The organism is Stenotrophomonas sp. X (assembly GCF_055721025.1).
In genome coordinates this window covers 3,885,014-3,908,389 of sequence record NZ_CM146756.1, presented here as the reverse complement: position 1 = coordinate 3,908,389, position 23,376 = coordinate 3,885,014, and the positions used below count along the sequence as shown (strand labels likewise).

The window sequence follows — 23,376 nt, the reverse complement described above, 5'->3', positions numbered from 1 at the left end:
TGTGCCAGAACTCTTGCGTCTTCACGTTCCCCCCGGGGGCAGTTTGCCCCATAATTCCCCCTTTCCCTTCTTACACAGGAATCGACCGCCGTGGTCAAGCCGTTGCCTCGCCTGAGGCTGCAGGGTTTCAACAACCTCACCAAGGCGCTGAGCTTCAACATCTATGACGTGTGTTACGCGCGCACCGAAGAGGAGCGTCAGCGTTACATTGAATACATCGATGAAGAGTACAACGCCGACAGGCTGACTCAGATCTTGACCGATGTCGCCGAGATCATCGGCGCCAACATCCTGAACGTGGCCCGCCAGGACTACGATCCGCAGGGTGCCTCGGTGACCATCCTGATCTCCGAAGAACCGGTGATCGACAAGAAGCTGGCCGGCAAGGAGCTGATCTCCGACGCCGTGGTCGCGCACATGGACAAGAGCCACATCACGGTCCATACCTACCCGGAAACCCATCCGCAGGAAGGTATCGCCACGTTCCGCGCGGACATCGACGTGGCCACCTGTGGCGTCATTTCCCCGCTGAAGGCCCTGAACTACCTGATCGAGAGCCTCGAGTCGGACATCGTGATCATGGACTACCGCGTCCGTGGCTTCACCCGCGATGTGAAGGGCAAGAAGCACTTCATCGACCACAAGATCAACTCGATCCAGAACTTCCTGGCCAAGAACATCAAGTCGCGTTACGAGATGTTTGACGTCAACGTCTACCAGGAGAACATCTTCCACACGAAGATGCACCTGAAGGACTTCGACCTGGACCAGTACCTGTTCGAGGAAAAGGCCAAGAACCTGTCGTTCAAGGAACGCATGAAGATCGAAGCGCTGCTCAAGCGCGAGATCGAAGAGCTGTTCCACGGCCGGAACCTGTCCGAGTAAGCCCCATGTGCGATGCCCGCAGGCATCGCCACCCAGGCGGGACGACCCGCCCCGTGGAACCAGTGCCCCGCACGCGTTACAGTTCCACGGTGATGTACCGACCCACGGCCCGGTGTGAAAACACCGGGCCGTTTCGTTTTTCTCAAGAAAGGTAAGGAGCCCCCACCCATGCCCTGGATCTACCTGCTGCTGGCCGGCCTGTTCGAGATCGGTTTCGCCCTCGGAATGAAGTACTCCGAAGGCTTCAGCAAACCCCTGCCCACCGTTGCCACGGTGGTATCGGCCCTGATCAGCCTGTACCTGATGAGCCAGGCGATGAAGAGCATCCCGGTCGGCACCGCCTATGCGATCTGGACCGGCATCGGTGCCATGGGCGTGGCTGTGCTCGGCATCTACCTGTTCAATGACAGTGCGTCGCCGGCCCGCCTGGCCTGCGTGGGCCTGATCGTGGCCGGCGTGATCGGCTTGAAGCTGGTGTCGCCCAACTGATTGATGGCCCGACCAACGGTCGGGCCCCACCGTCGCCCCCCGCACCTCCTGGTAGGCCCGCACCGTTGGTGCGGGCGACCCTTCAAATGCGGTAGGCGATGGTCTTCATCACCCTGGAGGCCAGCGCCATCACGCCCGGGATCGGGAACGGCAGGCGGCGTGCGCCGGCCTGCTCGGCGTGCTCCGCATGGCGGGCTTCGTCTTCCTTCATCACCTGGATGACCGCACGGCTGCGCAGGTCGCCGGCCGGCAGGTCGACCAGGTGCTCGTCCAGATGGGCTTCCACCTGGCGCTCGGTTTCGACCACGAAGCCCAGGTTCCAGCCGTCGCCACGCAGCCCGGCCAGGGTGCCGATGGTGTAGCTGCCGGCATACCAGAGCGGGTTGAACAGGCTCGGACGGCTGTCCAGTTCGCCCAGGCGGGTGGCGCACCAGGCCAGGTGGTCGGTCTCTTCCTGGGCCGCTTCCAGCAGGTGTTCACGCGTGGCCGGGTCGCGGGCCACGGCGGCCTGGCCGAAGTACAGGCCCTGCGCGCAGACCTCGCCGACATGGTTGATCCGCATCAGCCCGGCCGCATGGCGGCGTTCAGTGCTGTCCATGCCCGGCTCGTCGGTGTCCGCAGCCGGGTAGGGACGGGCCGCCGGCGGGTTGCCGAACACCGTGTCCAGGGCGCGCTGCGCCTCGGTCAGCAGGTGGTCCAGCGGGGTGATCTGGCGGAGCACGGTCATGGCGGTACACGGTGGGGCGGAAGACCCCGCGATTCTCGCCCGGCCCCGTCCCCCTGCCAACCCGGTCAGGGGCCGGCTTGCAACGGGGGTCTGACCTGCGTACAATCCCGCCTCTTACGCTTCACCTTTTCACAACGCGTGGCAGAGTTCCGGTGAGCCTTTCGCCGCAATGAGCCCGACCTAACCTAGAGTTCTTCATGAGCACTTTCACTGCCAAGAACGAGACCGTCCAGCGCGACTGGTACCTCGTCGACGCCGAGGGCAAGACCCTGGGCCGTCTCGCCACCGAGCTGGCCCGCCGTCTGCGCGGCAAGCACAAGCCGGTCTACACCCCGCACGTTGATACCGGCGACTACCTGGTCGTCATCAATGCAGAAAAGATTGCCGTCACCGGCAAGAAGCTGCAGGACAAGATGTATCACCGTTTCACCGGTTACATCGGCAACCTGAAGACCGAATCCCTGGCACAGGCGCTGGAGCGCCACCCGGAGCGCGTGATCGAGATCGCCGTCAAGGGCATGCTGCCGAAGGGCCCGCTGGGTCGCCAGATGTACCGCAAGCTCAAGGTCTACGCCGGCACTGAGCATCCGCACGCCGCACAGCAGCCGCAGGTTCTGGATATCTAATCATGGCTATCACTCAAAACTACGGCACTGGCCGCCGCAAGTCCTCCACCGCTCGCGTGTTCCTGCGCAAGGGTTCGGGCAACATCACCGTCAATGGCCGTCCGCTGGACGAGTTCTTCGGTCGTGAGACTGCGCGCATGATCGTGCGCCAGCCGCTCGAGCTGACCAAGAACACCGAAAGCTTCGACATCCTGGTCACCGCCGCTGGCGGCGGCACCACCGGCCAGGCCGGTGCGATCCGTCTGGGCATCGCCCGTGCTCTGGTCGAGTACGACGAAACCCTGAAGTCCGAGCTGCGCAAGGCTGGCTTCATGACCCGTGACGCCCGCGAAGTCGAGCGTAAGAAGGTTGGTCTGCACAAGGCCCGCCGCGCCACCCAGTTCTCCAAGCGCTGATCTACCGCGCCTGGTTGGGCTCCTTCGGGAGCCCGCTGGATGGGAAAGCAAAAGCCCGGCTTCGGCCGGGCTTTTGTCGTTTCGGGGGGATGCATTTCCGGGTTGCCGGCCAGCGGCCGGCACTACCCATGGTTTCGCATCTCGGAAGGGGTGGGGTCAGAGCCCTTTCCTTTGGAAAAGGATCCGACCCCGGGCCTCTCTCTGGAGAAGAGCCCCCTTGTTGTTCAAGGGGGCGCGCCGACAGGCGCGGGGATAAGGTGGAATGCGCGACCAAATTAAAAGCAAAAGGCCAGATCTTTCGATCTGGCCTTTTGCTTTTAATTTGGCTGCCCCGGATGGATTCGAACCACCGAATGCCTGAGTCAGAGTCAGGTGCCTTACCGCTTGGCGACGGGGCAAAACGTGCAACTATTTTCTCACTTTTCACACTGAAAAACAACTTGATTTTCAGTGTGGTGGCTATGGGTGGACTCGAACCACCGACCCCAGCATTATGAGTGCTGTGCTCTAACCGGCTGAGCTACATAGCCTTGGTGAGCCCGCTATTCTGCGGATGTGTATCGGCCCTGTCAACACTTTTGTGCCGTGCTTGTGGGCCGACAGAGGGCATGGGATAGTCCCGACCAGTAGATTTTCTTAGGAGTCCGCATCGTGATCGATCCGGACGGCTATCGACCGAACGTCGGCATCGTGCTGATGCGGCAGGACGGCCAGGTGTTCTGGGCACGACGCGTGCGCCGGGACGGCTGGCAGTTCCCGCAGGGCGGCATGAACACCGACGAGACGCCTGTCGAGGCCATGTATCGTGAACTGCAGGAAGAGACCGGCCTGCTGCCTGAGCACGTGGAAGTGCTCGGGGCGACGCCCGGCTGGCTGCGCTACAAGCTGCCGGCACGGGCCATCCGCCGCAATGAGCGGCAGGTCTGCATCGGCCAGAAGCAGGTCTGGTTCCTGCTGCGCCTGACCGGCGATGAATCGCATGTGCAGCTGGACCATACCGACTCGCCCGAGTTCGACCACTGGCGGTGGGTGGACTTCTGGTACCCGGTGGAGCACGTGGTGATGTTCAAGCGTGGCGTCTATGCGCGCGCGCTGCGACACCTGGCGCCGTTGGCGCGTGGGGTGGCCGGGCAGGGCGTCAGCGCCATGCCCAAGAGTGCCGCCGAGGCCTGGATGCCGGGCCACGCAGCCGGCCACGACAGGCCCCGGAAGCGCACGCCCAAGCGCGGCGGCTACTGGCCGCGCAAGGCCAAGGGGGAGTCCGGGGCGGTTTGAATGGGAGGCCACGCAGGCTGTGGGCCGATCCGTCACGACGCGTCCCCCGCCGGCTGTTTCCACCAGGACCTGGCTGCCCGCCGGGCCGGTCAATCCGACTCTGAACGGTATCGAGAATGGTTCAGGTCTCTGATTGACAACCATTCTCGTTTCCATTGGAATACGCAACAGGCCGCTTCTGGCCTGTCAGCCCGGTCCCCGCCTGTGTACGTCTGCATCTGCAACGGAGTCACCGACCACCAGATCCGCGAAGCCGCCAGCAATGGTGTCAGCACGGTGGCCGAGCTGACCATGCGTACCGGTTGTGGCGCGACCTGCGGTTCCTGCCTGGACATGGCCGGCGACCTGCTGGCCAAGGCACGCGCCACCCACGATCTGCCGCTGCCGGTCCTCGGTCTGGCCCAGGTCGCCTGACGTCTCTTTCGCGGCGCGTTGACGCCGCGCTTTCGCGTCCTTCACCTGCAACCGCGCAGGCCAATGCGCACGATTCGCGTTCCTTCACCACCGCACGCAAGGCGTTACAGTGCCTGCGTTTTCAGCGTGCAGGAGCATCCCCATGAAGGGCGACACCAAGGTCATCGAATTCCTCAACAAGGTCCTCTACAACGAGCTGACCGCGATCAACCAGTACTTCCTGCACGCCAAGATGCTGAAGAACTGGGGCATCAAGGAACTGGCCGAACATGAGTACAAGGAATCGATCGACGAGATGAAGCATGCCGACATGCTCGCCGACCGCATCCTGTTCCTTGAAGGCCTGCCGAACTTCCAGGCGCTGGGCAAGCTGCGCATCGGCGAGAACCCGACCGAGATCCTGCAGTGCGACCTGTCGCTGGAACGCGATGGCGTGGTCACACTGCGCGAGGCCGTGGCCTATTCCGATTCGGTGGGTGACTACGTCAGCCGCCAGCTGTTCGTGAAGATCCTCGACTCGGAGGAAGAACACATCGACTGGCTGGAAACCCAGCTCGACCTGATCGAGCGCATCGGCGAGCCGAAGTACCTGCTGAGCAAGCTGGAAGAGTGAATCAGCGGTCCTGGCCGGCGCGATGCTGTGCCAGGTAGCCCGTCAGTGCAACGCGCGCCCGGGCGAATTCCGCAACCAGCAGCGCCACCGCCACTGCGGGGCGCTGCAGGCTGCCACTACGGGCTTCGTGCTCGATCCGCTGCGCGATCGCCGACAGCGACAACGCTCCCACGTTCGCGCTTGATGATTTCAGGCTGTGCGCGACGGCCTGCATGCGCGGTTCATCGCTGTTCCGCGCGGCCAACTGCAACTGCTGCACCATCGCCGGCACATCTTCAAGAAACACCGTGACGATCTGGGTGGCAGCATCGCCGATCACCGCGTGCAGTTCATCCAGCACATCGCGGTCGAGCACCGGTTGTGGTGCTGGCGCCGCCTGCTTTTCCGGATTCGGTAGAGCCGAGCCATGCTCGGCTGATGGCGTGCGACTGCAGTTGGCCGTCAGCCGGGCATGGCCCGGCTCTACAGAAGGCCGTGCAGGTGATGCCGCTTTACCGCCACCCCAGCGCTGCAGCAGCGCATGCAGCGTTGCGCGCGCGATCGGCTTGGACAGGTAATCGTCCATGCCGGCCTGCAGGCAGCGCTCGCGGTCGCCGGCCATCGCATTGGCGGTCATCGCGATGATCGGCAGTCGCGCACGCCCGGTTTCCGCTTCTTCGGCGCGCCAGCGGCGCGTGGCGGCGTAGCCGTCCAGCACCGGCATCTGGCAATCCATCAGCACGATGTCCATCCCGCCTTCGCGAAGGGCGGCCAGGGCCTGTTCGCCATCGGCGGCGTTGCGCACCTCGCACTGGAACACCCGCAGCAGCTGCTCGGCCACCATCCGGTTCACCGTATTGTCCTCCACCACCAGCACACGCAGATGCAGCGGCGGCAGCGTGTCAGCCGGTTGCTCGTGTTCCGCGCTGGCCAGCAGCGCAGCGGGGCGGGCAGAGGCGACCGGTGCCGCCAGCAGTGCATGCAGGGCGGCGTCGTCGAAGTGGGAGGGCAGCTGGCGCTGGCGGGGGCGTTGCGCAATCGCATCCTCCTGCAGCCACAGTACCTGCAGTGCATCGTCGTCGCCGCGTTCTCCCAGTGCAAGCTGCAGCGTGGCCTCGCCATTGCGGCGTGCGCGCGCATCGACCAGCAGCCAGGCGGGTGCCGGTTTTCCGGGCCGCGCGGGAGCGCGCAGGCGCTCGACCACGCTGTCCAGTTGCGCCAGCACCTGCACCTGCAGTCCATGGTGGGCAGCGACGCGCTCGATGCGTGCCTGCAGCGTTGCATCGGCACTGAACAGCAGCAGCGGTGCCGGCGCGCGCGTCATCGCCGGCAGGTCGCCAGGAACCTTCAGCAGCGGGATCTCGAACCAGAACGTAGCACCCTGGCCGGGCGTGGACTGCACACCGATACGCCCATGCATCAGGTCGATGATGCGCTTGCAGATGGCCAGGCCCAGACCGGTGCCGCCGTAGATGCGCGTGGTGGATGCGTCGGCCTGGCTGAAAGACTGGAACAGGCGTGCCTGCAGCGTGTCGTCGATGCCGATGCCGGTATCGATGATCTCGAAGCGCAGCTGGTGCTGCGCGGCACCTTCGCCCAGGCGCAGCACACGCAGCTGCACCTGGCCGCGGGCGGTGAACTTGATCGCATTGGCCAGCAGGTTGCTCAGCACCTGGCGCAGGCGCACCGGGTCGCCGCGCACCGGCAGGCGCACCGATGGATCCAGCTGCAGGCCCAGTGCCAGGCCCTTGGCGTCGGCGGCGCGCTGCATCAGCTGCACCACGCCATCGAGCAGATCGCGGAGGTTGAAGCTGGTGATTTCCAGCTCCAGCGCCTGTGCTTCCAGCCGGGAGTAGTCGAGGATGTCATCGACGATGCGCAGCAGCTGCTGCGAGCTGGCCGAGGCGGTGGCCAGCATCTGCCGCTGGTCCTCGCCCAGTGGCCCGCGTGCGATCAGCTCCAGCATCGGCAGGATGCCATTGAGCGGGGTGCGGATCTCGTGGCTCATCGTGGCCAGGAACTCGCCCTTGGCCAGCACGGCCGCCTCGGCGGCCTGCTTGGCCTGCAGCAGCTGTTGTTCCAGCTGGCCCTGGCGTTCAGTGGTATGGCGTAGCTGGTCCCGTTCAGCGGCCAGCGCGCCGTGCGTGCGCTGCAGCTGCGCCAGCGCACGGTCGCGCGCACGAAGCCGCAGGCCCAGCACCATCAGCGCGATGGTGGCCGCGGCGAGGGCAACCAGCAGCACGCCCCACAGCGGCACGTCAGAGCACCGCGCTGTGGAAGTCGAAGTTCAGGTCGCTGCCGGCCGACTGCACCATGTTGCCCTGGATGTAGTCGACGCCGCCGACCCACATCGCCGCCGCAGCCTGCGGATCCTCGATCTGCTGGCCGATGATCTGCAGCCCGGCGGCATGGGCCTGATCGATCGCCTTGCGCAGCTCCTCGCGCGTGGCCGGATTGGCATGGCTGCTGGAAAAGCGCGCAGCCATGCGCACGAACGACAGCGGCAGCTGGTTCAGCAGGGCATCGGCCTCGCCGCTGGGTTCGAACTGGCTCAGGCAGAAGCGCACCCCGGCACTGGCCATGCGCTGGCAGAACTGCTGCAGCGGCACGGTGTGGATCAGTGCGTCCGGCAGGCGCACGTCGATCACCAATGCACTGCCCGGCAGGTCACGCTGCTGCAGTGATTCCAGCAGCCAGTCGGCGAAGGCGTCGCGCTGCAGGGTGCGCAGCGACTGCGAGACGAACAGGTTCATTGGCTGCGTCGCGTGGCGGTACAGGTCCAGCAGCCCCAGCGCGTGGTCCATCACCTGCTGGTCGAGATCGGCGATGCGGCCCGCGGCTTCCGCGGCCGGGATCACCTGCCCGGCCGCCAGCACGGTGCCGTCGGCCTGGCGAAGGCGCAACAGCAACTGGTACTGCGCGGTGTTGCCGCCGGCAACAGCGACGATCGGCTGATAGGCCAGTTCCAGCTGTCCTTCCAGCAGCGCCAGGTGTTCCTGTTCGGTGACTGCCTGGCGGTGCACATGGCCGGCCACGCCGGCGCTGAGCAGGCGCGCCTGCAGGGTGGTGCGCTCGACGGCTTCCAACGCACTGCTGGCATCGTCGAAGCCCGGTGACAGCGGTGCATAGCCGACTACGCCGCGCAGGTGCACGGATTCGTCGTCGCGGATCACGAAGGCACGTGCCGACAGCTGCTCGCGCAGGCTGGCAGCGATGCTGTCAAGGGCGTCCTCGTCGGCGCTGCGGGCCAGCAGCAGGAAACTGTTGTCGTTCAGGCGTGCCAGCAGGTGCGGATGGCCGGCTTCGGCCAGGCGCTGCCCGGCCTGCACCATCAGCCGTTCAAACGCGGCATAGCCATAGCGTTCGCGCAGGCCCAGCGCGCTGGCCACTTCGATGAAGAACACGCCGCCCTGATCGCGGTGGGCGAGTGCGGTGTTGAGCTGCTGCAGCACGTGGTGGCGCGTCGGCAGGCCGGTTTCCGGATTGCTGGTGGCCGGTGCGCCGGTGGCGCCGGGCAGGGTCGCGGCCTGGGCTCGTGCGCGGCGGATGCGGTTGGCCACCGCTGCGATCAGGTGGCGGGGCCGGATCGGCTTGCTCAGGTAGTCGTCCGCGCCGCTGTCGAGGACTTCGAACTGGCGCTCCGGATCCGGATCACCGCTGAGGAACACGATCGGAAGCAGCTGCAGGCCGGGCTGCTGGCGGATCAGCGCGGTCAGGCGCATGCCGTCCAGGCCGGGCAGATGAAGATCCATCAGGATCAGGTCGGGGCGGTGCTCCTTGATGGCCTGCAGCGCGGCATCGGCATCGTTGTGGACGATCGCCTGCATGCCGGCGCCGTGCAGCACGCTCTGCGCGAACAGGGCCTGCGCGCGATCGTCTTCAACGATCAGCACGCGGTAGGGCGAGTCCGATGGCGACGGGGCCAGATCGTTGTTGCCGGCGTCGGCCAGTGCGACCGGGCCGGGCAGCGGCGGCGGCGCGCTGTTGGCCGGCGTGGACGCATCGGCCGCGACAGGGGATGGGGTCGCCGCCATCGGTGGGTCCACGGCCGGAGGTGCCGTCTCGGGGGCCCAGCGTTGCCAATGGTCGGCCGGAGGGGTTTCAGCGCGTCCCGGGCGGGCGCCCGCGGGGGATTCGTTTGCGGCCATCGGTGCTCCTGGTGTTCGCGTCCATTATGCGACAAGCCCGGCGCTCAGCCGGTACCGGTGTGCCCTGGCGGTGCTGCCGATGCGCCGCGCGCCAGCCAGCGCACGCCCTTCCACAGGGCGCGCCAGACCAGCCACACCAGCAGCGCACCGGCCAGGCTGCAGGCCAGCACCACGATCAGCGCGATCCACGGGTGTGCCAGGGCGAGGGCCAGGCCACCGATCACGACGGTGTCTTCGGCCGCAGAGGCGACCCAGTTGCTGGCCGGTTCCGGCGAGGTGTTGAGCAGGGCGCGGGTACCGGCCTTCAGGCCATGGCTGGCCAGGGCGACGCCGGCACCGGCGGCGAGCGCACCGGTGCCCAGCTGGCCATCCGGCGACAGCGTGGCCGCCGCAAGGAATGCGCCGGCGGGTACGCGCGCGAGCGTCTGCACCAGGTCCCACACCGAATCCACGCCAGGGATCTTGTCGGCGAAGAACTCGGCCACCGCCAGCGTCGCCGAGGTGCCCAGCACCCACCAGGATTCGGTGGCCTGCAGGGCGGGGGGCAGGTCGACCCAGCCAAGCAGCCCGGCCAGGCCGACACCGAACACGGTGAGGTAGACGCGGATACCGGCCAGCCAGGCCAGCAGGATGCCGATCACGAACAGGTGGGCTTCGGTCATGGCGGTGCTCCGGCGACGGAACTGTGCAGGGGGCCACACTATCGACGATGGCGTGCCTGAACGCCACAGACCGTGGCCGGCCACGGCGCAGGAAACCCACCCGTCCTGTCATACACTAGCCCGTCGTTTGCCACAGGGGCCGTACCGGTGTCGCCCTTGCGATACCCCGGAAACCACCCATGACCAACCGTCCTCCCATGCGCGTGCAGGTCCGCCTGCCCGGCGCGCCGCAACCGCCTGCCGACCGTCGCCGCCTGCTGGTGATCGGCGGCATCTGGCTGCTCAGCCTGGTGCTGGCGGTGCTTGGCGGCTGCTGGATGGCCACCCCGCGCGATGCCCAGGGCCAGCGCCTGCAGGCCGCCGAGAAGCGTGCCGAGGCGCTGCAGGCGCAGCTGACCGAGCTGCGCCAGAAGCAGGCCACGCTGGAAGCCTCCGACCGCATCAGCCGTGCCGCCAATACCGAGGTGCAGTCCTCGTTGGCCGAGCGCGATGAGGAAATCGCCGGGCTGCGCGCCGATGTTGCCTTCTATGAGCGGCTGGTCGGCTCGACCAGCCAGCGCAAGGGCCTGAACACCCATTCGATCGAGTTCAGCCCGGAAGCGGCCGGCACCTGGCAGTACACCGCCGTGCTGACCCAGAACCTCAACCGTGGGGCCATCAGCCAAGGGCAGATGCGCTTCACCGTGGAAGGCGTGAAGAACGGCAAGCTGGCCACGATCAGCTGGGATGATCTGCACCAGCGCAGCAAGGTGCCGGGACAGGACTACTCGTTCCGGTACTTCCAGCAGCTCACCGGCAGCGTGATGCTGCCGGCTGACTTCACCCCGCAACGCGTGCGGGTGACATTGGGGAGTGGTACGGGGGGTACCACCCAGGTATTCGACTGGAAACAGGCCGGTGCGCCGGCCAGCAAAGGGGAGTAGGCAGATGTTCGGAAGCAGCAAATCCAACCGTGAAGGCCAGCTGGTGGTGGATGCCCTGATCGGCAACCAGGTGGTGATCCGCGGTGATGTGGAATTCAGTGGTGGCCTGTATGTGGAAGGCCGCATCCACGGCAAGGTGATCGCCGCCGAAGGCGCCAGTGGTGCGACCCTGACGGTTGCCGAGCACGGCGTGATCGAAGGTGAGATCCGGGCCCAGGTGGTGGTCATCAGTGGCCGCCTGGACGGCGATGTACACGCTACCGAGAAGGTCGAGTTGACCCCGAGCGCACGGGTCAATGGCAACGTCCATTACCAGGTGGTGGAGATGAACGCGGGCGCGCAGCTGAACGGCCGCCTGATCCATGCCAGCGCCCCGATGGCAGCCTTGCCGGCGCCGGAAGGCGAAGACGCCCCGGATGGCAAGGGCGATACCGCCGCGCGTCGCAAGCTGGCCGAGGCGATGGCTTGAAAGCCGTCGTCGGCACCCCCATGCTGGCAGCATGAGCACGCTAGTCTCCCTGCCCGGCGCCACCCCGGTTGCCGCGCCCGATTACCAATCGCTGGAGCGCCCGCTGAACTTCACCGAGTCGGCGGCCGCCAAGGTCAAATCCCTGATCCAGGAAGAGGGCAACCCCGACCTGGCCCTGCGTGTGTACATCGAGGGAGGCGGCTGTTCGGGCTTCCAGTACGGGTTCGAGTTCGACGAGAACCGTGCCGAGGATGACCTGGCGGTACAGACCAGCGGTGTGACCCTGCTGGTCGACCCGCTGAGCCTGCAGTACCTGATGGGCGCGGAGGTGGATTACACCGAGAGCCTGACGGGTGCCCAGTTCGTGATCCGCAACCCGAACGCAAAGACCACCTGCGGCTGCGGCAGCAGTTTCAGCATGTAAGCAGGGCGCGGGGCCTGTGTCCCGCGCGACAAGGTGTGTGGAGCAAGCTCCACACCCACAGACGGTTTCCACAAAGCCTGCGGCTTGCCACCTGCATCGATTGGCGGCACGCTTGGCGGATGCCCAATACTCCTTCGCCGCTTTCCGGTTTTGCCTTCGTTGGCGAACCGTTGGAGCGCGCCGATGCCCTGCGCGAAGATGCCGATGCACTGGCGCGCCTGTGGCCGGGCGCGCGCATCCTCGTCCTCGATCACGATGGCAGCGCCTTCACCGGCGATGACGACCAGCCGCTGGCGCTGACCGGCGCCGACGTCGGCGGTGGCCCGGGCGCCGCAGTTTTCCTGGGGCTTCGCGGTGATCAGGCATGGTTCTCGGTCGAAGCCACCAATGTCACCGTGAGCGCGCCACGCCGACTGGATCTGCGCCAGGCTGCGTTGTTGTGGCCGATGGCCGATGCCACCGCTTTCAGCTATGCCCGCGGCATGTCCTACTGGCACTCGCGCACCCGCTTCTGCGGCGTATGCGGCGGCGCGGTGGCGTTTGCCCGTGGCGGCTTCGTCGGCCGTTGCGCGCAGTGTTCCACCGAACACTATCCGCGCGTCGATCCGGCGGTGATCGTCGCCGTGGAAAACCAGGGCCGGCTGCTGCTGGGCCGACAGTCGAACTGGGCCCCGCGCCGTTACTCGGTGCTGGCCGGCTTCGTCGAACCTGGCGAGACCTTCGAGCAGACCGTGGTGCGCGAAGTCCATGAGGAGAGCAAGGTGCGGGTGACCGCCTGCCAGTACCTCGGTTCGCAGCCGTGGCCGTTCCCCGGCGCGCTGATGGTCGGCTTCCGTGCACAGGCGCATGACGACCTGCCGACCGTGGATGGCGAGCTGGAAGACGCGCGCTGGTTCAGTGCCGACGAGGTCGGCGCCGCGTTGGCGCGCGATGTGGAGGACGACGGCCAGGGCATCCGCCTGTCGCCACCGATCTCGATTTCGCGGAGCCTGATCGAACACTGGTACCGCCAGCAGCGAGGCTGAGCCGGCGTTTCGGCCGGGCCGATCGTGGCAGCTGTATTGCCGCCACCTGAACACGGCCCGGGTTACAGTCCGGTTCACCCGCGAGGGCACCGCTGCGACAGGTAAGGTAGCGGCGCCGAGCGTTCTGTTTCGTAGGGAGACCTGCCATGTTCACCACTCTGGCCGCCGTGCTGGTGGCGCTGGCCCTGGGCCACGTTGCCCCGGCCGCTGCCGCCTCGATGCGCCGTTTCGACGGCTTCCGGCGCTGGCTGGGCTGGCTGGATGCGCGTGGTGGCAAGGCCTGGCAGGGACCGGCTGGAGTGGCGCTGGCGCTGCTGCCGCCGCTGCTGCTGATGGGGCTGCTGGCGTGGCTGCTGCGCGGAGTGCTGTTCGGCCTGCCGTCGCTGCTGCTGGGCGTGGCCGTGCTGGCCTGGTGCTGGGGGCCGCGCGACCTGGATCGCGATATCGAAGCGATCATTGATGCGGACGACGCCGCGACGCGGCAGGCAGCCGTGCGCAACCTGCAGGCCGCCGGTGGCAGCCTGCGCGAAGACGTGCCGTCGCTGGTCGAAGCGACCGTGCTCAATGCGCTGCGTCGCTGGTTCGCGGTGCTGTTCTGGTTCTTGCTGCTGGGCCCGGCCGGTGCGTTGGGCTACCGCTTGCTGGCGCTGATGGCGGAAAGCCCGATGCGTGCACGCGTGCCGGTGGAGCCGCTGGCGCTGGCCCAGCGCCTGCTGGGCTGGATCGAGTGGCCGGTAGCGCAGCTGATGGCGTTCTCGATGGCGCTGGTCGGCAACTTCGATGCGGCGTGGAAGGCCTGGCGCCAGGCCCATGGCGAACGCCTGGTCGGCACCATCGGGTTTCTGGGCGCGGTGGCGCGGGCCAGCGTCAACGCCGAGCTGCGCGAGGACGCGCACGATTACACCGAGGCGGGGCTGTTGCCGGTGTGGCAGCGGCTGCCGGACCTGCGTGATGCGATGAGCCTGGTGTGGCGGATGCTGCTGCTGTGGCTGGCGATCCTCGCGTTGCTGGTGATTGCAGGCTGGGTGACGTAGGTGTTCTGGCAGGGCTTGCAGCCCTGCACCTGCAGAGGCCAACGCCAAAGCCAAAGCGGCTCTGGGTTGCTGAGGGTTGGGCGGGGCGGTGTGGGGCTGCAGGACACGCCGTAAACCCCTCCCTGGGGGCTCGATGGCGCCATCCATGGCGCCAACGGTCCTGCAGCCCCACACCGCCCCACCCCCGACAGTTTCCCGATGACGGATGTTCTGTAGAGCCGAGCCATGCTCGGCTCCGAGCGAGCGCAGCGAAGCGATCCGCTTTCGCTTTTGATCTTCTTTTTCTTTTCCGTGGTGGACGCACACGGAAACTGTCAGAGGCCGGGCGGGTGGGCTGCGCAGGGGCGTGAGCCGCATGGATGCGGCGACCGAGCTTACATGGACGTACTTGCAGCGGCCCCTGCGCAGCCCACCCGCCCGGCCAGATCCCGTATCAATGCACTCGCCCACCACGAGGGGCTGCGCCGTTGGCTGGAAACTAGACCGGTGCCAGCGCCGTGAACGGTGCCCACGGCAGGTTACGCAGCAGCGCATACCCGGGCAGTACCCAGAGCCAGAACGTGGGATTGGCCAGCACCCGCATCAGCGGGTCCAGCAGGCGCGGACGGATGCCGGCGATGTTCAGCAGCATCAGCAGGAGGAAGGGCAGGCTGATGACCAGCAGCGGGTTCATCGCCATCGCGCCGGGCAGGTCGAAATGGACCAGCGAATACAGGCAGCGGGTGCTGCCACAGCCCGGGCAGTACAGGCCGGTCAGCGCGTACAGCGGGCAGCTCGGCAAGGGATTGCCGGCGGCATACGGATTGACGTTGCGCAGCACCAGCGCGGCACCGGCGGCCAGGCCGGTGGAGGCCAGCAGCGGTGCCCAGCGGGCCAGTCGGGATCGGGTGGGCAGTGCGGACATGCAGCAACGGATCCGGCGCAGGCGCCGGATCCGTCCACGCGGATCAGTAGCCGCTGTTGCTCATCGCACCCATGCCGCCGAGAGCGACGATCAGGATGCCGTACAGCACGCCGACCACGACGGCGGCAATGGCCGACCAGATGGCCCACTTCTTGGCCTTGGCCGAGGATTCCTGGGCACCGGCGATGTCGCCAGCGGCCAGCTTGCCGTTGACCTGGGCGGCGTAGACGATCGACACGATGCCGGCCGGCAGGCAGCAGAACAGGGTGCTCAGGATGGCCCAGACCAGATTGTTCGGGACCTGCGGAGTGGCGGTATTCATGGGTTCAAGCTCCTTGATGGGTGGTGGTGGTGAATCATTGGTCGGAAAGAGCGCCCAGTACGGCCAAGCCGCCGAACAGCCCGAACCACAACAGCAACAGGACCGGCAGGGCCACGGCCGAAGCCACCGCCCACCAGCCCGCCTTGCGCGACGCGCTGTAGGCCCCCGGCAGGTCGCCGGCCGCGCGGCGGCCATCGACTTGGGAGGCATAGACGATCGACACCACGCCCAACGGCAGGCAGCAGAACAGCGTCGTCAGGATCGCCCAGACCAGATGGTTGGGGATGTAGACCGGACGGCTGAGCGGTGGCGGTTGATTCAAAGCAAGACTCCATTCCTTGGTGGCCGGCCATGGTGCATTGGCCGAACCTCCCCCCTGTGGGTGCGTAATCTACCTCAACCTGCGCTGCATGTATGCGTTTACAGTCAGATGGTGGAGTGTGTGGCCCGTGACTGGGCGCTATTTGACGGGCCTCTGCCATGAAACAGAGGCCGTCATTCCGGGGATTGGGGCTATCGCCTGGAAGGGCTACCGGCGGCCGCTGGGCCGGTCAGGCGTGATCGCCACGCAGGGCCCGTACTTGCGCCTCCAGCACCGGGGCGCGGGTGGCGTGGCCATCGACGGCCGGTGCCGCCACGACCTCGACGGTAGCGCGGAAACGGCGCGGCACCCGCATGCGGCCGAGGCGGCTGTCGCGGCGACTCCACATGCTCGACCACATGCCGCGCAGGGCCATCGGCACCACCGGCACCGGCCGCCGCTCGAGGATCTTCTCGACGCCGGACTTGAACGGCGCCATCTCCCCGTCGCGGGTCAGCGCACCCTCGGGGAAGATGCAGACCAGTTCGCCTTCGGCCAGCGCAGCGTCGATCTCGTCGAACGCGCGCTGCATCAGTGCCGGGTCTTCGCGCGCACCGGCGATCGGGATTGCCTTGGCGGTCCGGAAGATCCAGCGCATTACCGGGATGTTGAAGATCCTGTAGTACATGACGAAGCGCACCGGGCGCGGAATCGTCGCCGACAGGATCAGCGCGTCCATGTAGCTGACGTGGTTGCAGACCAGCAGTGCGGCGCCTTCGTCGGGCACGTTGGCCTCGATGCCGTGCGGGCGCAGCCGGTACAGGGTGCGCACCATCAGCCAGCTGAGGAAGCGCATCAGGAATTCGGGGACGATGGTGAAGATGTAGATCGCCACCAGCGCGTTGGCGATGGCCAGCGCCAGGAACTGCTGCGGAATGGTCCAGTGCAGCAGCGTGTGCGCGGCCAGCGACAGCAACGCCGCAGCGACGATGAAGCCCGAGTTCTGGATGTTCAGTGCGGCGAACACGCGCGACATCTGCGCCTTCGGCGTGCGGCTCTGGATCAGTGCGAACAGCGGCACCACGAAGATGCCGGTGAACAGGCCGATGCCGATCAGGTCGATGACGATGCGGATGCTGCCGGGCTGCTGCAGGAACGGCGCGATGGTCAGCCCGTGCACCGTCGCTTCGCCGCTGCGGGCGAAGTACAGGTCGAGCAGGAACCCGGTCATGCCGAACGCGCCCAGCGGTACCAGGCCGATTTCCACCGTACGGGCTGACAGCTTCTCGCACAGCAGCGAGCCGACGCCGGTGCCCACCGAGAACAGGGCCAGCGCGAAGATGTACAGGGTCGGCTCGCCGCCCAGGTTGGTCACTGCGTAGGCCGGTAGCTGCGAGGTCAGCACGGTGCCAACGAACCAGAACCAGGACACGCCCAGGATCGAGTTGCGCACGGCCTTCTGCTGGCGCGCCATGCGCAGTACCGCCAGCGATTCCGGCAACGGGTTCCAGTTGATCTTCAGGGTCGGGTCGCCTGCATCGACCCTGGGAATCAGGCGCGCGGCGATGTTGCCGCAGATCGCCAGGGCGATGATCGCGCACGCAGCCACCACCGTGCCGTGGCTCCCGGCCACGGTGAACACCAGGCCGCCGACGATCATGCCGGAGAGGATCGACATCGAGGTCCCCATCTCGACCAGGCCGTTGCCGCCGGTCAGCTCCTCGGGCCTGAGCACCGACGGCAGCACCGAATACTTCACCGGGCCGAACAGGGTCGATTGCATGCCGGTGCAGAACAGGGCGACCAGCAACACCGGCAGGCTCTGGGTGAGGAAGCCGGCGGCGGCCAGCGACATGATCACGATCTCCATGGTGGTGGTGATGACGATCAGCCGCGATTTTTCCAGTTTGTCGGCGATCTGCCCGGCCAGTGCCGAGAACAGGAAGTACGGCAGGATGAAGATGGCCGGTGCCAACGTGGCGTACAGCCCGAGTTCCTCCTCTGGCACGGCCATGAACAGCAACATGCTGATGATCGCTTGCCGGTACACGTTGTCGTTGAACGCACCGAGCGCCTGTACCACGAAGAACGGCAGGAAACGGCGCTGGCGGAGCAGGGCAAACTGGTTGTGACCGGACATGGAACCTCCTTGACCGGCGCAGCCTAGCATTCCTGCCCATCCGCTGTGGGTGCGGACCTGTGGGTGCGGACCGTTGGTCCGCACACCTGCCGTCGGACTCAGACGATATCGTCGACCACGCCGCCATCCACGCGCAGTGCCGCACCGGACGTGGCCGAAGCCTGCGGCGACGCCAGGTACACCACCATGTTGGCCACTTCCTCGACCGTGGCAGTGCGCTGGATCACCGAGGACGGCCGGTGTGCCATCACGAACTCGCGGCCGATCTGCTCCAGTGGCTTGCCGCTGCGTCGGCGTTCATCCTCGAACATCGCCGCGAAGCCGTCGGACAGGGTCGGGCCAGGCAGCACCGCGTTGACGGTGACGCCGCTGCCGGCCACGCGCTTGGCCAGGCCGCGCGACAGTGACAGCTGCGCGGTCTTGCTGACCCCGTAATGGATCATGTCGGCCGGGATGTTGCGCGCCGATTCGGACGAAATGAACAGCACGCGGCCCCAGCCGGCATCGACCATCGCTGGCAGCAGCGCACGCGACAGGCGTACGCCGGACATCACGTTGGTCTGCCAGTAGCGCTCCCAGGTGGCGTCATCGGTCTGGAAGAAATCCTCTGGGCCGAAGATGCCGGCGTTGTTGACCAGGATGTCGATCTTCGGCAGCCCAGCCAGCAGCGTATCGACACCGGCCGCATCGGAGAGGTCGGCGGCGACACCCAATACGTCGGCTCCCGGCACGGCCGCGAGCAGATGCTGGCGGGCGCGCTCGACGCTGCTGGTGCTGCGGCCATTGACAATGACCCGCGCACCAGCGCTGGCCAGGCCTTGGGCGATGGCCAGGCCGATGCCGGCGGTGGAGGCGGTGACCAGCGCGGTGCGACCGCTGAGTTCGATTTTCATGGTGATGATCCAGAGCGGGCGATTGCCCAGTATCCGCCTGGCGCCGTGATCGAACTGCATCGCCAGGTGCAACGCGCCGTTGCACGCGGCGCAGCAGATCCACGCCATGCGTGGATGGGATGCCCGATCAGCGATGAGGGATCAGGTCAGGTTGGTCACCGCCTCATTGGCCGCTGCACGCACCTTCGGCAGCATGCGCAGTACCAGCGCCATCTGGGTACGGATCAACTGCAGTTTCGGCGGCATCGCCTCGTCGATCTGCTCCAGCTCGGCAGCCACCGCGCGGTCGGCGTCGTTGTCATCGTCCGCGACGGGTTGCCGCGCGGTCAGCGCCGTCGCCAGCTGCTGAAGTGCCTTGCGCACGCGATCGCCCGCGGCCAGCGCCAGTGGATCGCCTGCGTAGCTGTCCACCTGGTCGCGGTGCGCACCCAGCGCCGACAGATGCCCCAGCAGCGTGTTGGACAGCGCCAGGAAGCGGAAGCCGGCATCCAGGTTGCGGCGCACGTGGCCGGGTTCGCGCAGCATGTTCGACAGTGCGGTGGACAGCGCGGCGTCGGCGTTGTGCATGTCGCGGCGGGCGATGCGGTAGGCCAGGTCGTCGCGCATGCCGCTGCGGTACTGGCCCAGCACCGAATCCAGGTAGCGAGCGGCGGTATCCAGCACGCGTGCCAGGACGAGATGCAGCTGGCGGCCCTGCCAGTCGGGCAGGATCAGGAACGCGGCGGCGGCGGCGATCGCGCAGCCCAGCAGCGTATCGACCATGCGCGGCACGATCAGCACGAAGCCATCGCCGATCAGGTTGAAGCAGGTCAGCGCCATCACGGTGATCGCGGCTGATGCCACCAGGTAGCGGTCGGTGCGGGTGAAGAAGAACAACAGTGCCGACAGCAGTGCGATCAGCAGCTGTACGTGCAGCTGCGGGAACAGCTGCAGCAGTGCCCAGGTCAGCACCAGTCCGGCGACGGTGCCGACGATGCGCTGTGCCAGGCGCTGGCGGGTGGCGCCGAAGTTGGGCCGGCACACGAACACGATGGTCAGCAGTACCCATGAACCATTCTGCGCATTGAACAGCCGGATCGCTGCAAAGCCGGCGATCAGCGCCAGTGCCATGCGCAGGCCATGGCGGAACAGCACCGAGCCGGGCGTGAGCTGCTGGCGGATGCGCACGCCCATCTCGCGCAGGGTATGCGGGTTGCTGTCGCGCAGGCGGGTGTCGACGTTGTCCAGGCTGGCTTCGGAACGTTCGGCATCCAGCAGGCGGCGCTCGATGCTGCGCAGGTTGTGAACCAGCAGGTCCAGCGAGCCGAGCAGGCGCTGCCACTGCGGGCGCTGCTGGTCACGCAGGTAGGCCAGCGCGTCGGCCAGGTCGCGCCCGGCCTGCTGGTTGCTTTCGCCGTATACGAACGGACGACGCAGCCGGATCGCCTCGCCCAGGCGGGCACAGGCCTGGCCCTGCAGGTCGAGCAGGCGCTGGCAGCGGTAAAGCACATCGCTGTGGAAGAAGGCGTCCACCAGCGCGCCATACGGGTAGTGCGAGGAACTGGCGCGCTCGTGGAAATCCTGTGCCATGTAATACAGGCGCAGGTACAGGCCGGAGTTCACGCCCGGCCGCCCGGAACGGCCGAAGCGGGCCAGGATCGCGGTCTTGGCCTCGTTCAACGCACCCACCACACGGCGGTTCTGTTCGGCCAGGTCGAGCTGGCGACGTTGCAGGTCGGCTTCGCGCACCGGCTCGAACAGCGCAGCCTTCAGCTGCAGGTAGCGGCCCAGCTCAACGTACAGCCGCGCCACGCGTTCGCGCACCGGCCGGTTGGCGAACAGCGCAGTCCACAGGATCGACAGCAGCCCGTACCAGGCTGCACCGGCCAGCAGATGGCTGACCGCGTCCAGCGCGCTGTGCAGGTCGCTGGCGCCATGCTGCTCCAAGCCGATCATGGTGTAGATCGCCAGCGTCACCGTGGCCTGGGCAATGGATGCGTAGCGCTCACCGAGCGCGCCAAGCAGGGTCAGGCCGAAGGTGGACAGTGCCAGCGCGCCGATGAAGAACCACGGCCACGGGAACAGCCAGATCACCGAGGCCGCCGCAATGCAGAAGCACAACAGTGACAACACCACGGCCTTGATCCGGCCCCACCAGTTGTCGTCCGTTTCTGCGATGGCGCTTGCGATGATGCCGAGGAACACGCCGGGCAGGGCGGTCAGCGCCTCGAACTGCCAGCACACGGCCACGGCCGCGGTCAGCGCGATGAACACGCGCAGGCCGTAGCTGGCCTTTTCGTGGGCCCACAGGCGGCTGAGGCGGGATTGGCGGGCGGACATGCAGGCTCGGTGGAAGGGTCTTCCACCATTATTGCGGGCTGCGCGTGAAATATGGAGTGCGGACCAACGATCCGCACCCACGGTGCTGCCGGGCCTTACATGTCGAACCGCACGCTCACAGCGAACGTGCGTGGCAGGCCTGTGCCGGCATTGGACCAGTACTTCCGGTTGGCCAGGTTCTCGACACTGGCGCGCACGGTCACCGGATGACCGGAGGCGAGCAGGCGGTAACCGATGCCTGCATTGACCAGCGTGTAGTCGGGCAGCTTCAGGGTGTTGTCGGCGTCGTACCAGACATCGCCGTAATAGCGCACCGCGGCGTAGGACTCCAGCCCATCCACCCACGGCAGCTGGTAGGTGGCGTGCACGACCCCACTCCAGCGCGCTGCACCGGCGGTACGGTTGCCTTCCTGTGCGACGCTGGCCGGGGACAGCCTGTCGTAGGTCGGGTCAAGCCAGGTGACGCCTCCGCCAACCGTGAGGACATCGCTGAGGTGCAGGTTGGCACTGGCTTCGATGCCTTCGTACAGCGTGATGCCGTCCTGCACCAGGCGCTTGCCGGCCGGTGTGAGTTCATCGATGTTTGCGCCACGCTCCAGCCGGAACGCCGCCACGTTCGCATTCCAGCGCGCGGCCTCGGCCTTCGCGCCGATCTCGTACTGCTTGCTGAGGGTCGGGTCGAGCACATCACCGGCGTTGACGTAGTTGTTGCCTACGCGGCTGCCCGCTTCCAGCGATTCGATGTAGCTGGCGTAGAGGGTGACCGCCTCGCTGGGCTTGAACATCACGGCATAGGTCGGTGTGACCGGATAGGTGTGGTAGCGACCCTTGGTCTCGTAATCGTTGTAGCGCCAGCCCGCCAGCACCGACCAGCCGCTGCCGAGATCGACGGTATCGCTTGCGAACACGGCCTGCTGCACGGTCTCGTCGCCGCGGGTCATCACCCGTGAACCGACGGCGTCATGGCGGATGGCATGGCGCTGGTACAGGTTGGCGCGGCCGATCAGGCTCCATTCGTAGGGACGGTCCCAGCCCAGCCCGGTCTGGTGACTGATGCCTGCCACCACCTGATGCTGCAGCGGACCGGTGTGGAAGCTGCCCTGCAGCATCGCCTGCGCCAGCTTCCACTCGCTCTTGCCACCCAGTTCATAGACGTTGACGTCATAGTCGCCATTGGGCGAATCGATGTAGGCGAAGATCTTGTTGACGTCATTCCACGAGGTGGTGACGCCATAACTCAGGCTGGTTTTCCAGTCGCTGTTGATCTGCCAGTCCAAGCGGGTCGACAACAGGCTGGAACGAGTGTCGTAGTAGGTGCCGGGGACACTGTTGCCGGCATTCCCCGCGATCGGTCGCGGCAACGAGGTCAGTCCGCGGAAGTAGTACTGCGGCGATTCCTCGCGCAGGTCGCGTGACTGGAACACGCCGTCGAAGGTCCAGATCAGTGCGTCGCTCAGGCGCGCGTCCAGCGACAGTGCGCCCACCTTGCGATCGACGTGGCCACCGTTGAAGGTTTCGCCCTTTTCCCGGTAGGCGTTGAAACGATAACCGAACATCTGCTCGTTGCCGAAGCGGCCGCCGACGTCCATCCCGCCACTGACGATGCCCTGCTCGCGCCAGCCCAGCTGGGCGGAGAAGGTGGGCGTGTCGGTCGGCTTCTTGGTGATGTAGTTGACGATGCCACCGGGGGCACCGAAACCGTAAAGGAATCCGCCCGGGCCTTTCAGCAGATCGACCTGTTCCATCACTTCCAGCGGCCACTCGGTACCCCACGAGGAGACCTGCAGGCCATTGACCCGATAGCTGTCGAAGTTCAGGTCGATGCCACGGTTGCGGATCGGCGAACTCCAGCCACTGGCATAGGCGCTGACCTGGGTGGTGACCGAAGGGTCGAGCAGGAACGCTTCGCCCAGCGAGACCACTTGGCGCTGCTCGATCTGCTCGCGGCCCACGGCGGTGATCGCAAACGGGGTATCACGCAGCACGCGATCACCAAGGGCGCCGGTATCGGCGTGGGTGCGTTCGGCGGTGACCTTCACCGCATCCAGATCGGTGGCACTGCGGTTCCGATTGGTGCGCTCGGGTACGGACTGGGCATGCGCGGCACAGGCCAGTGACAGGGAAACGGCAAGCAGGGCCGGGCGGCAGAGTGGGTGCAGGAGCATGGTTCAGTCATCCTCGGCGAACGGCCACGCGCCATCCGCCCGCATGGGGGGAAAGGTTGATGGCTGGGATCACGCAGGCTTGCCGGAGAGGGCAGCGGGGCGCCGCGAAGGGGCGCAGGACCATGGCTGGAGGGGAATTGTTCTCTTTTCGTTACAGCACGTCAAACCCGGAGGCGTGCGGACCAACGGTCCGCACCCACCCTCCGTGCCCGTGGTAGTGCCGGCCGCTGGCCGGCAGATTCGC

The 23,376-nt window shown here is 66.6% G+C and carries 23 protein-coding genes and 2 tRNA genes; 12 read left to right on the top strand and 13 right to left on the bottom strand.

The window, feature by feature from the left end:
- Positions 1-90: 90 nt before the first annotated feature.
- Positions 91-885: an adenosylmethionine decarboxylase gene (gene speD, locus ACZ75I_RS17955; protein WP_005411315.1), complete on the top strand. Its 795-nt coding sequence runs from the start codon at positions 91-93 to the stop codon at positions 883-885.
- Positions 886-1,053: 168 nt separating this feature from the next.
- The gene (locus ACZ75I_RS17950) at positions 1,054-1,374 is read left to right on the top strand and encodes a DMT family transporter (protein WP_005419816.1); all 321 of its coding nucleotides are present in this window, start codon (positions 1,054-1,056) and stop codon (positions 1,372-1,374) included.
- An 82-nt stretch (positions 1,375-1,456) separates the two neighbouring features.
- On the opposite strand, the gene coq7 is transcribed toward ACZ75I_RS17950, so the two are convergent.
- The gene (gene coq7, locus ACZ75I_RS17945) at positions 1,457-2,101 is read right to left on the bottom strand and encodes a 2-polyprenyl-3-methyl-6-methoxy-1,4-benzoquinone monooxygenase (RefSeq protein ID WP_346476378.1); all 645 of its coding nucleotides are present in this window, start codon (positions 2,099-2,101) and stop codon (positions 1,457-1,459) included.
- Between the two features lie 197 nt (positions 2,102-2,298).
- On the opposite strand from coq7, the gene rplM reads away from it, so the two are divergent.
- Both rplM and rpsI read left to right on the top strand, forming a co-directional pair.
- A complete protein-coding gene (gene rplM / locus ACZ75I_RS17940; RefSeq protein ID WP_005414692.1) occupies positions 2,299-2,727 on the top strand; it encodes a 50S ribosomal protein L13 in 429 nt (142 codons plus the stop codon).
- Positions 2,728-2,729: 2 nt separating this feature from the next.
- Positions 2,730-3,122: a 30S ribosomal protein S9 gene (rpsI, locus tag ACZ75I_RS17935; protein WP_005411311.1), complete on the top strand. Its 393-nt coding sequence runs from the start codon at positions 2,730-2,732 to the stop codon at positions 3,120-3,122.
- A 323-nt stretch (positions 3,123-3,445) separates the two neighbouring features.
- On the opposite strand, the gene ACZ75I_RS17930 is transcribed toward rpsI, so the two are convergent.
- Together ACZ75I_RS17930 and ACZ75I_RS17925 are read right to left on the bottom strand one after the other, a co-directional pair.
- Positions 3,446-3,520: transfer RNA gene (locus tag ACZ75I_RS17930), tRNA-Gln, on the bottom strand.
- Between the two features lie 55 nt (positions 3,521-3,575).
- A tRNA-Met gene (locus ACZ75I_RS17925) sits at positions 3,576-3,652 on the bottom strand.
- A 121-nt stretch (positions 3,653-3,773) separates the two neighbouring features.
- Here ACZ75I_RS17925 and ACZ75I_RS17920 point away from each other — a divergent pair.
- From ACZ75I_RS17920 to bfr, 3 genes are all read left to right on the top strand, one after another.
- Positions 3,774-4,397 carry an RNA pyrophosphohydrolase gene (locus ACZ75I_RS17920; protein WP_005419809.1) on the top strand — a complete coding sequence of 208 codons (624 nt, stop codon included), beginning with the start codon at positions 3,774-3,776 and terminating at the stop codon, positions 4,395-4,397.
- A gap of 204 nt (positions 4,398-4,601) precedes the next feature.
- Complete coding sequence (locus tag ACZ75I_RS17915) at positions 4,602-4,811, top strand: (2Fe-2S)-binding protein (RefSeq protein ID WP_019336609.1); 210 nt, start codon at positions 4,602-4,604, stop codon at positions 4,809-4,811.
- Between the two features lie 142 nt (positions 4,812-4,953).
- Positions 4,954-5,424: a bacterioferritin gene (gene bfr, locus ACZ75I_RS17910; protein ID WP_005419804.1), complete on the top strand. Its 471-nt coding sequence runs from the start codon at positions 4,954-4,956 to the stop codon at positions 5,422-5,424.
- A 1-nt stretch (position 5,425) separates the two neighbouring features.
- Here the strand turns inward: bfr and ACZ75I_RS17905 are convergent, their stop codons facing one another.
- The 3 genes from ACZ75I_RS17905 to ACZ75I_RS17895 are packed head-to-tail and all read right to left on the bottom strand — an operon-like array spanning position 5,426 to position 10,213.
- Positions 5,426-7,660: an ATP-binding protein gene (locus ACZ75I_RS17905; protein WP_346476377.1), complete on the bottom strand. Its 2,235-nt coding sequence runs from the start codon at positions 7,658-7,660 to the stop codon at positions 5,426-5,428.
- A 1-nt stretch (position 7,661) separates the two neighbouring features.
- The gene (locus ACZ75I_RS17900; protein WP_472958440.1) at positions 7,662-9,551 is read right to left on the bottom strand and encodes an EAL domain-containing protein; all 1,890 of its coding nucleotides are present in this window, start codon (positions 9,549-9,551) and stop codon (positions 7,662-7,664) included.
- A 44-nt stretch (positions 9,552-9,595) separates the two neighbouring features.
- On the bottom strand, positions 9,596-10,213 hold the full coding sequence (locus ACZ75I_RS17895; RefSeq protein WP_061478194.1) for a DUF4126 domain-containing protein: 618 nt from the start codon (positions 10,211-10,213) through the stop codon (positions 9,596-9,598).
- A 179-nt stretch (positions 10,214-10,392) separates the two neighbouring features.
- Between ACZ75I_RS17895 and ACZ75I_RS17890 the strand changes: the two genes are divergently transcribed.
- From ACZ75I_RS17890 to ampE, 5 genes are all read left to right on the top strand, one after another.
- On the top strand, positions 10,393-11,136 hold the full coding sequence (locus ACZ75I_RS17890) for a DUF6776 family protein (RefSeq protein ID WP_005419791.1): 744 nt from the start codon (positions 10,393-10,395) through the stop codon (positions 11,134-11,136).
- 4 nt (positions 11,137-11,140) lie between these two features.
- Positions 11,141-11,605 carry a bactofilin family protein gene (locus ACZ75I_RS17885; protein WP_049415389.1) on the top strand — a complete coding sequence of 155 codons (465 nt, stop codon included), beginning with the start codon at positions 11,141-11,143 and terminating at the stop codon, positions 11,603-11,605.
- Between the two features lie 31 nt (positions 11,606-11,636).
- Positions 11,637-12,029: an iron-sulfur cluster insertion protein ErpA gene (erpA, locus tag ACZ75I_RS17880; RefSeq protein ID WP_005419789.1), complete on the top strand. Its 393-nt coding sequence runs from the start codon at positions 11,637-11,639 to the stop codon at positions 12,027-12,029.
- A gap of 119 nt (positions 12,030-12,148) precedes the next feature.
- Positions 12,149-13,054, top strand: coding sequence for an NAD(+) diphosphatase (gene nudC / locus ACZ75I_RS17875; RefSeq protein WP_061478193.1), 906 nt, complete (start codon positions 12,149-12,151; stop codon positions 13,052-13,054).
- A 146-nt stretch (positions 13,055-13,200) separates the two neighbouring features.
- Positions 13,201-14,088 (top strand): regulatory signaling modulator protein AmpE, encoded by an 888-nt coding sequence (ampE, locus tag ACZ75I_RS17870; protein ID WP_346476376.1) that lies wholly within the window; start codon positions 13,201-13,203, stop codon positions 14,086-14,088.
- 478 nt (positions 14,089-14,566) lie between these two features.
- Here the strand turns inward: ampE and ACZ75I_RS17865 are convergent, their stop codons facing one another.
- The 7 genes from ACZ75I_RS17865 to ACZ75I_RS17835 form a co-directional block, all read right to left on the bottom strand.
- A complete protein-coding gene (locus ACZ75I_RS17865; protein WP_180868771.1) occupies positions 14,567-14,992 on the bottom strand; it encodes a DUF2752 domain-containing protein in 426 nt (141 codons plus the stop codon).
- A 43-nt stretch (positions 14,993-15,035) separates the two neighbouring features.
- Complete coding sequence (locus ACZ75I_RS17860; protein ID WP_005419785.1) at positions 15,036-15,314, bottom strand: CD225/dispanin family protein; 279 nt, start codon at positions 15,312-15,314, stop codon at positions 15,036-15,038.
- Positions 15,315-15,348: 34 nt separating this feature from the next.
- A complete protein-coding gene (locus ACZ75I_RS17855; RefSeq protein ID WP_005419784.1) occupies positions 15,349-15,636 on the bottom strand; it encodes a CD225/dispanin family protein in 288 nt (95 codons plus the stop codon).
- A gap of 229 nt (positions 15,637-15,865) precedes the next feature.
- Positions 15,866-17,755: an MFS transporter gene (locus ACZ75I_RS17850; RefSeq protein WP_472958437.1), complete on the bottom strand. Its 1,890-nt coding sequence runs from the start codon at positions 17,753-17,755 to the stop codon at positions 15,866-15,868.
- A gap of 98 nt (positions 17,756-17,853) precedes the next feature.
- Positions 17,854-18,648 (bottom strand): SDR family NAD(P)-dependent oxidoreductase, encoded by a 795-nt coding sequence (locus ACZ75I_RS17845; protein WP_061478213.1) that lies wholly within the window; start codon positions 18,646-18,648, stop codon positions 17,854-17,856.
- 141 nt (positions 18,649-18,789) lie between these two features.
- Positions 18,790-20,967 carry a YccS family putative transporter gene (gene yccS, locus ACZ75I_RS17840; protein ID WP_111200487.1) on the bottom strand — a complete coding sequence of 726 codons (2,178 nt, stop codon included), beginning with the start codon at positions 20,965-20,967 and terminating at the stop codon, positions 18,790-18,792.
- A 95-nt stretch (positions 20,968-21,062) separates the two neighbouring features.
- On the bottom strand, positions 21,063-23,132 hold the full coding sequence (locus ACZ75I_RS17835) for a TonB-dependent siderophore receptor (protein WP_346476375.1): 2,070 nt from the start codon (positions 23,130-23,132) through the stop codon (positions 21,063-21,065).
- Positions 23,133-23,376 lie beyond the last annotated feature (244 nt).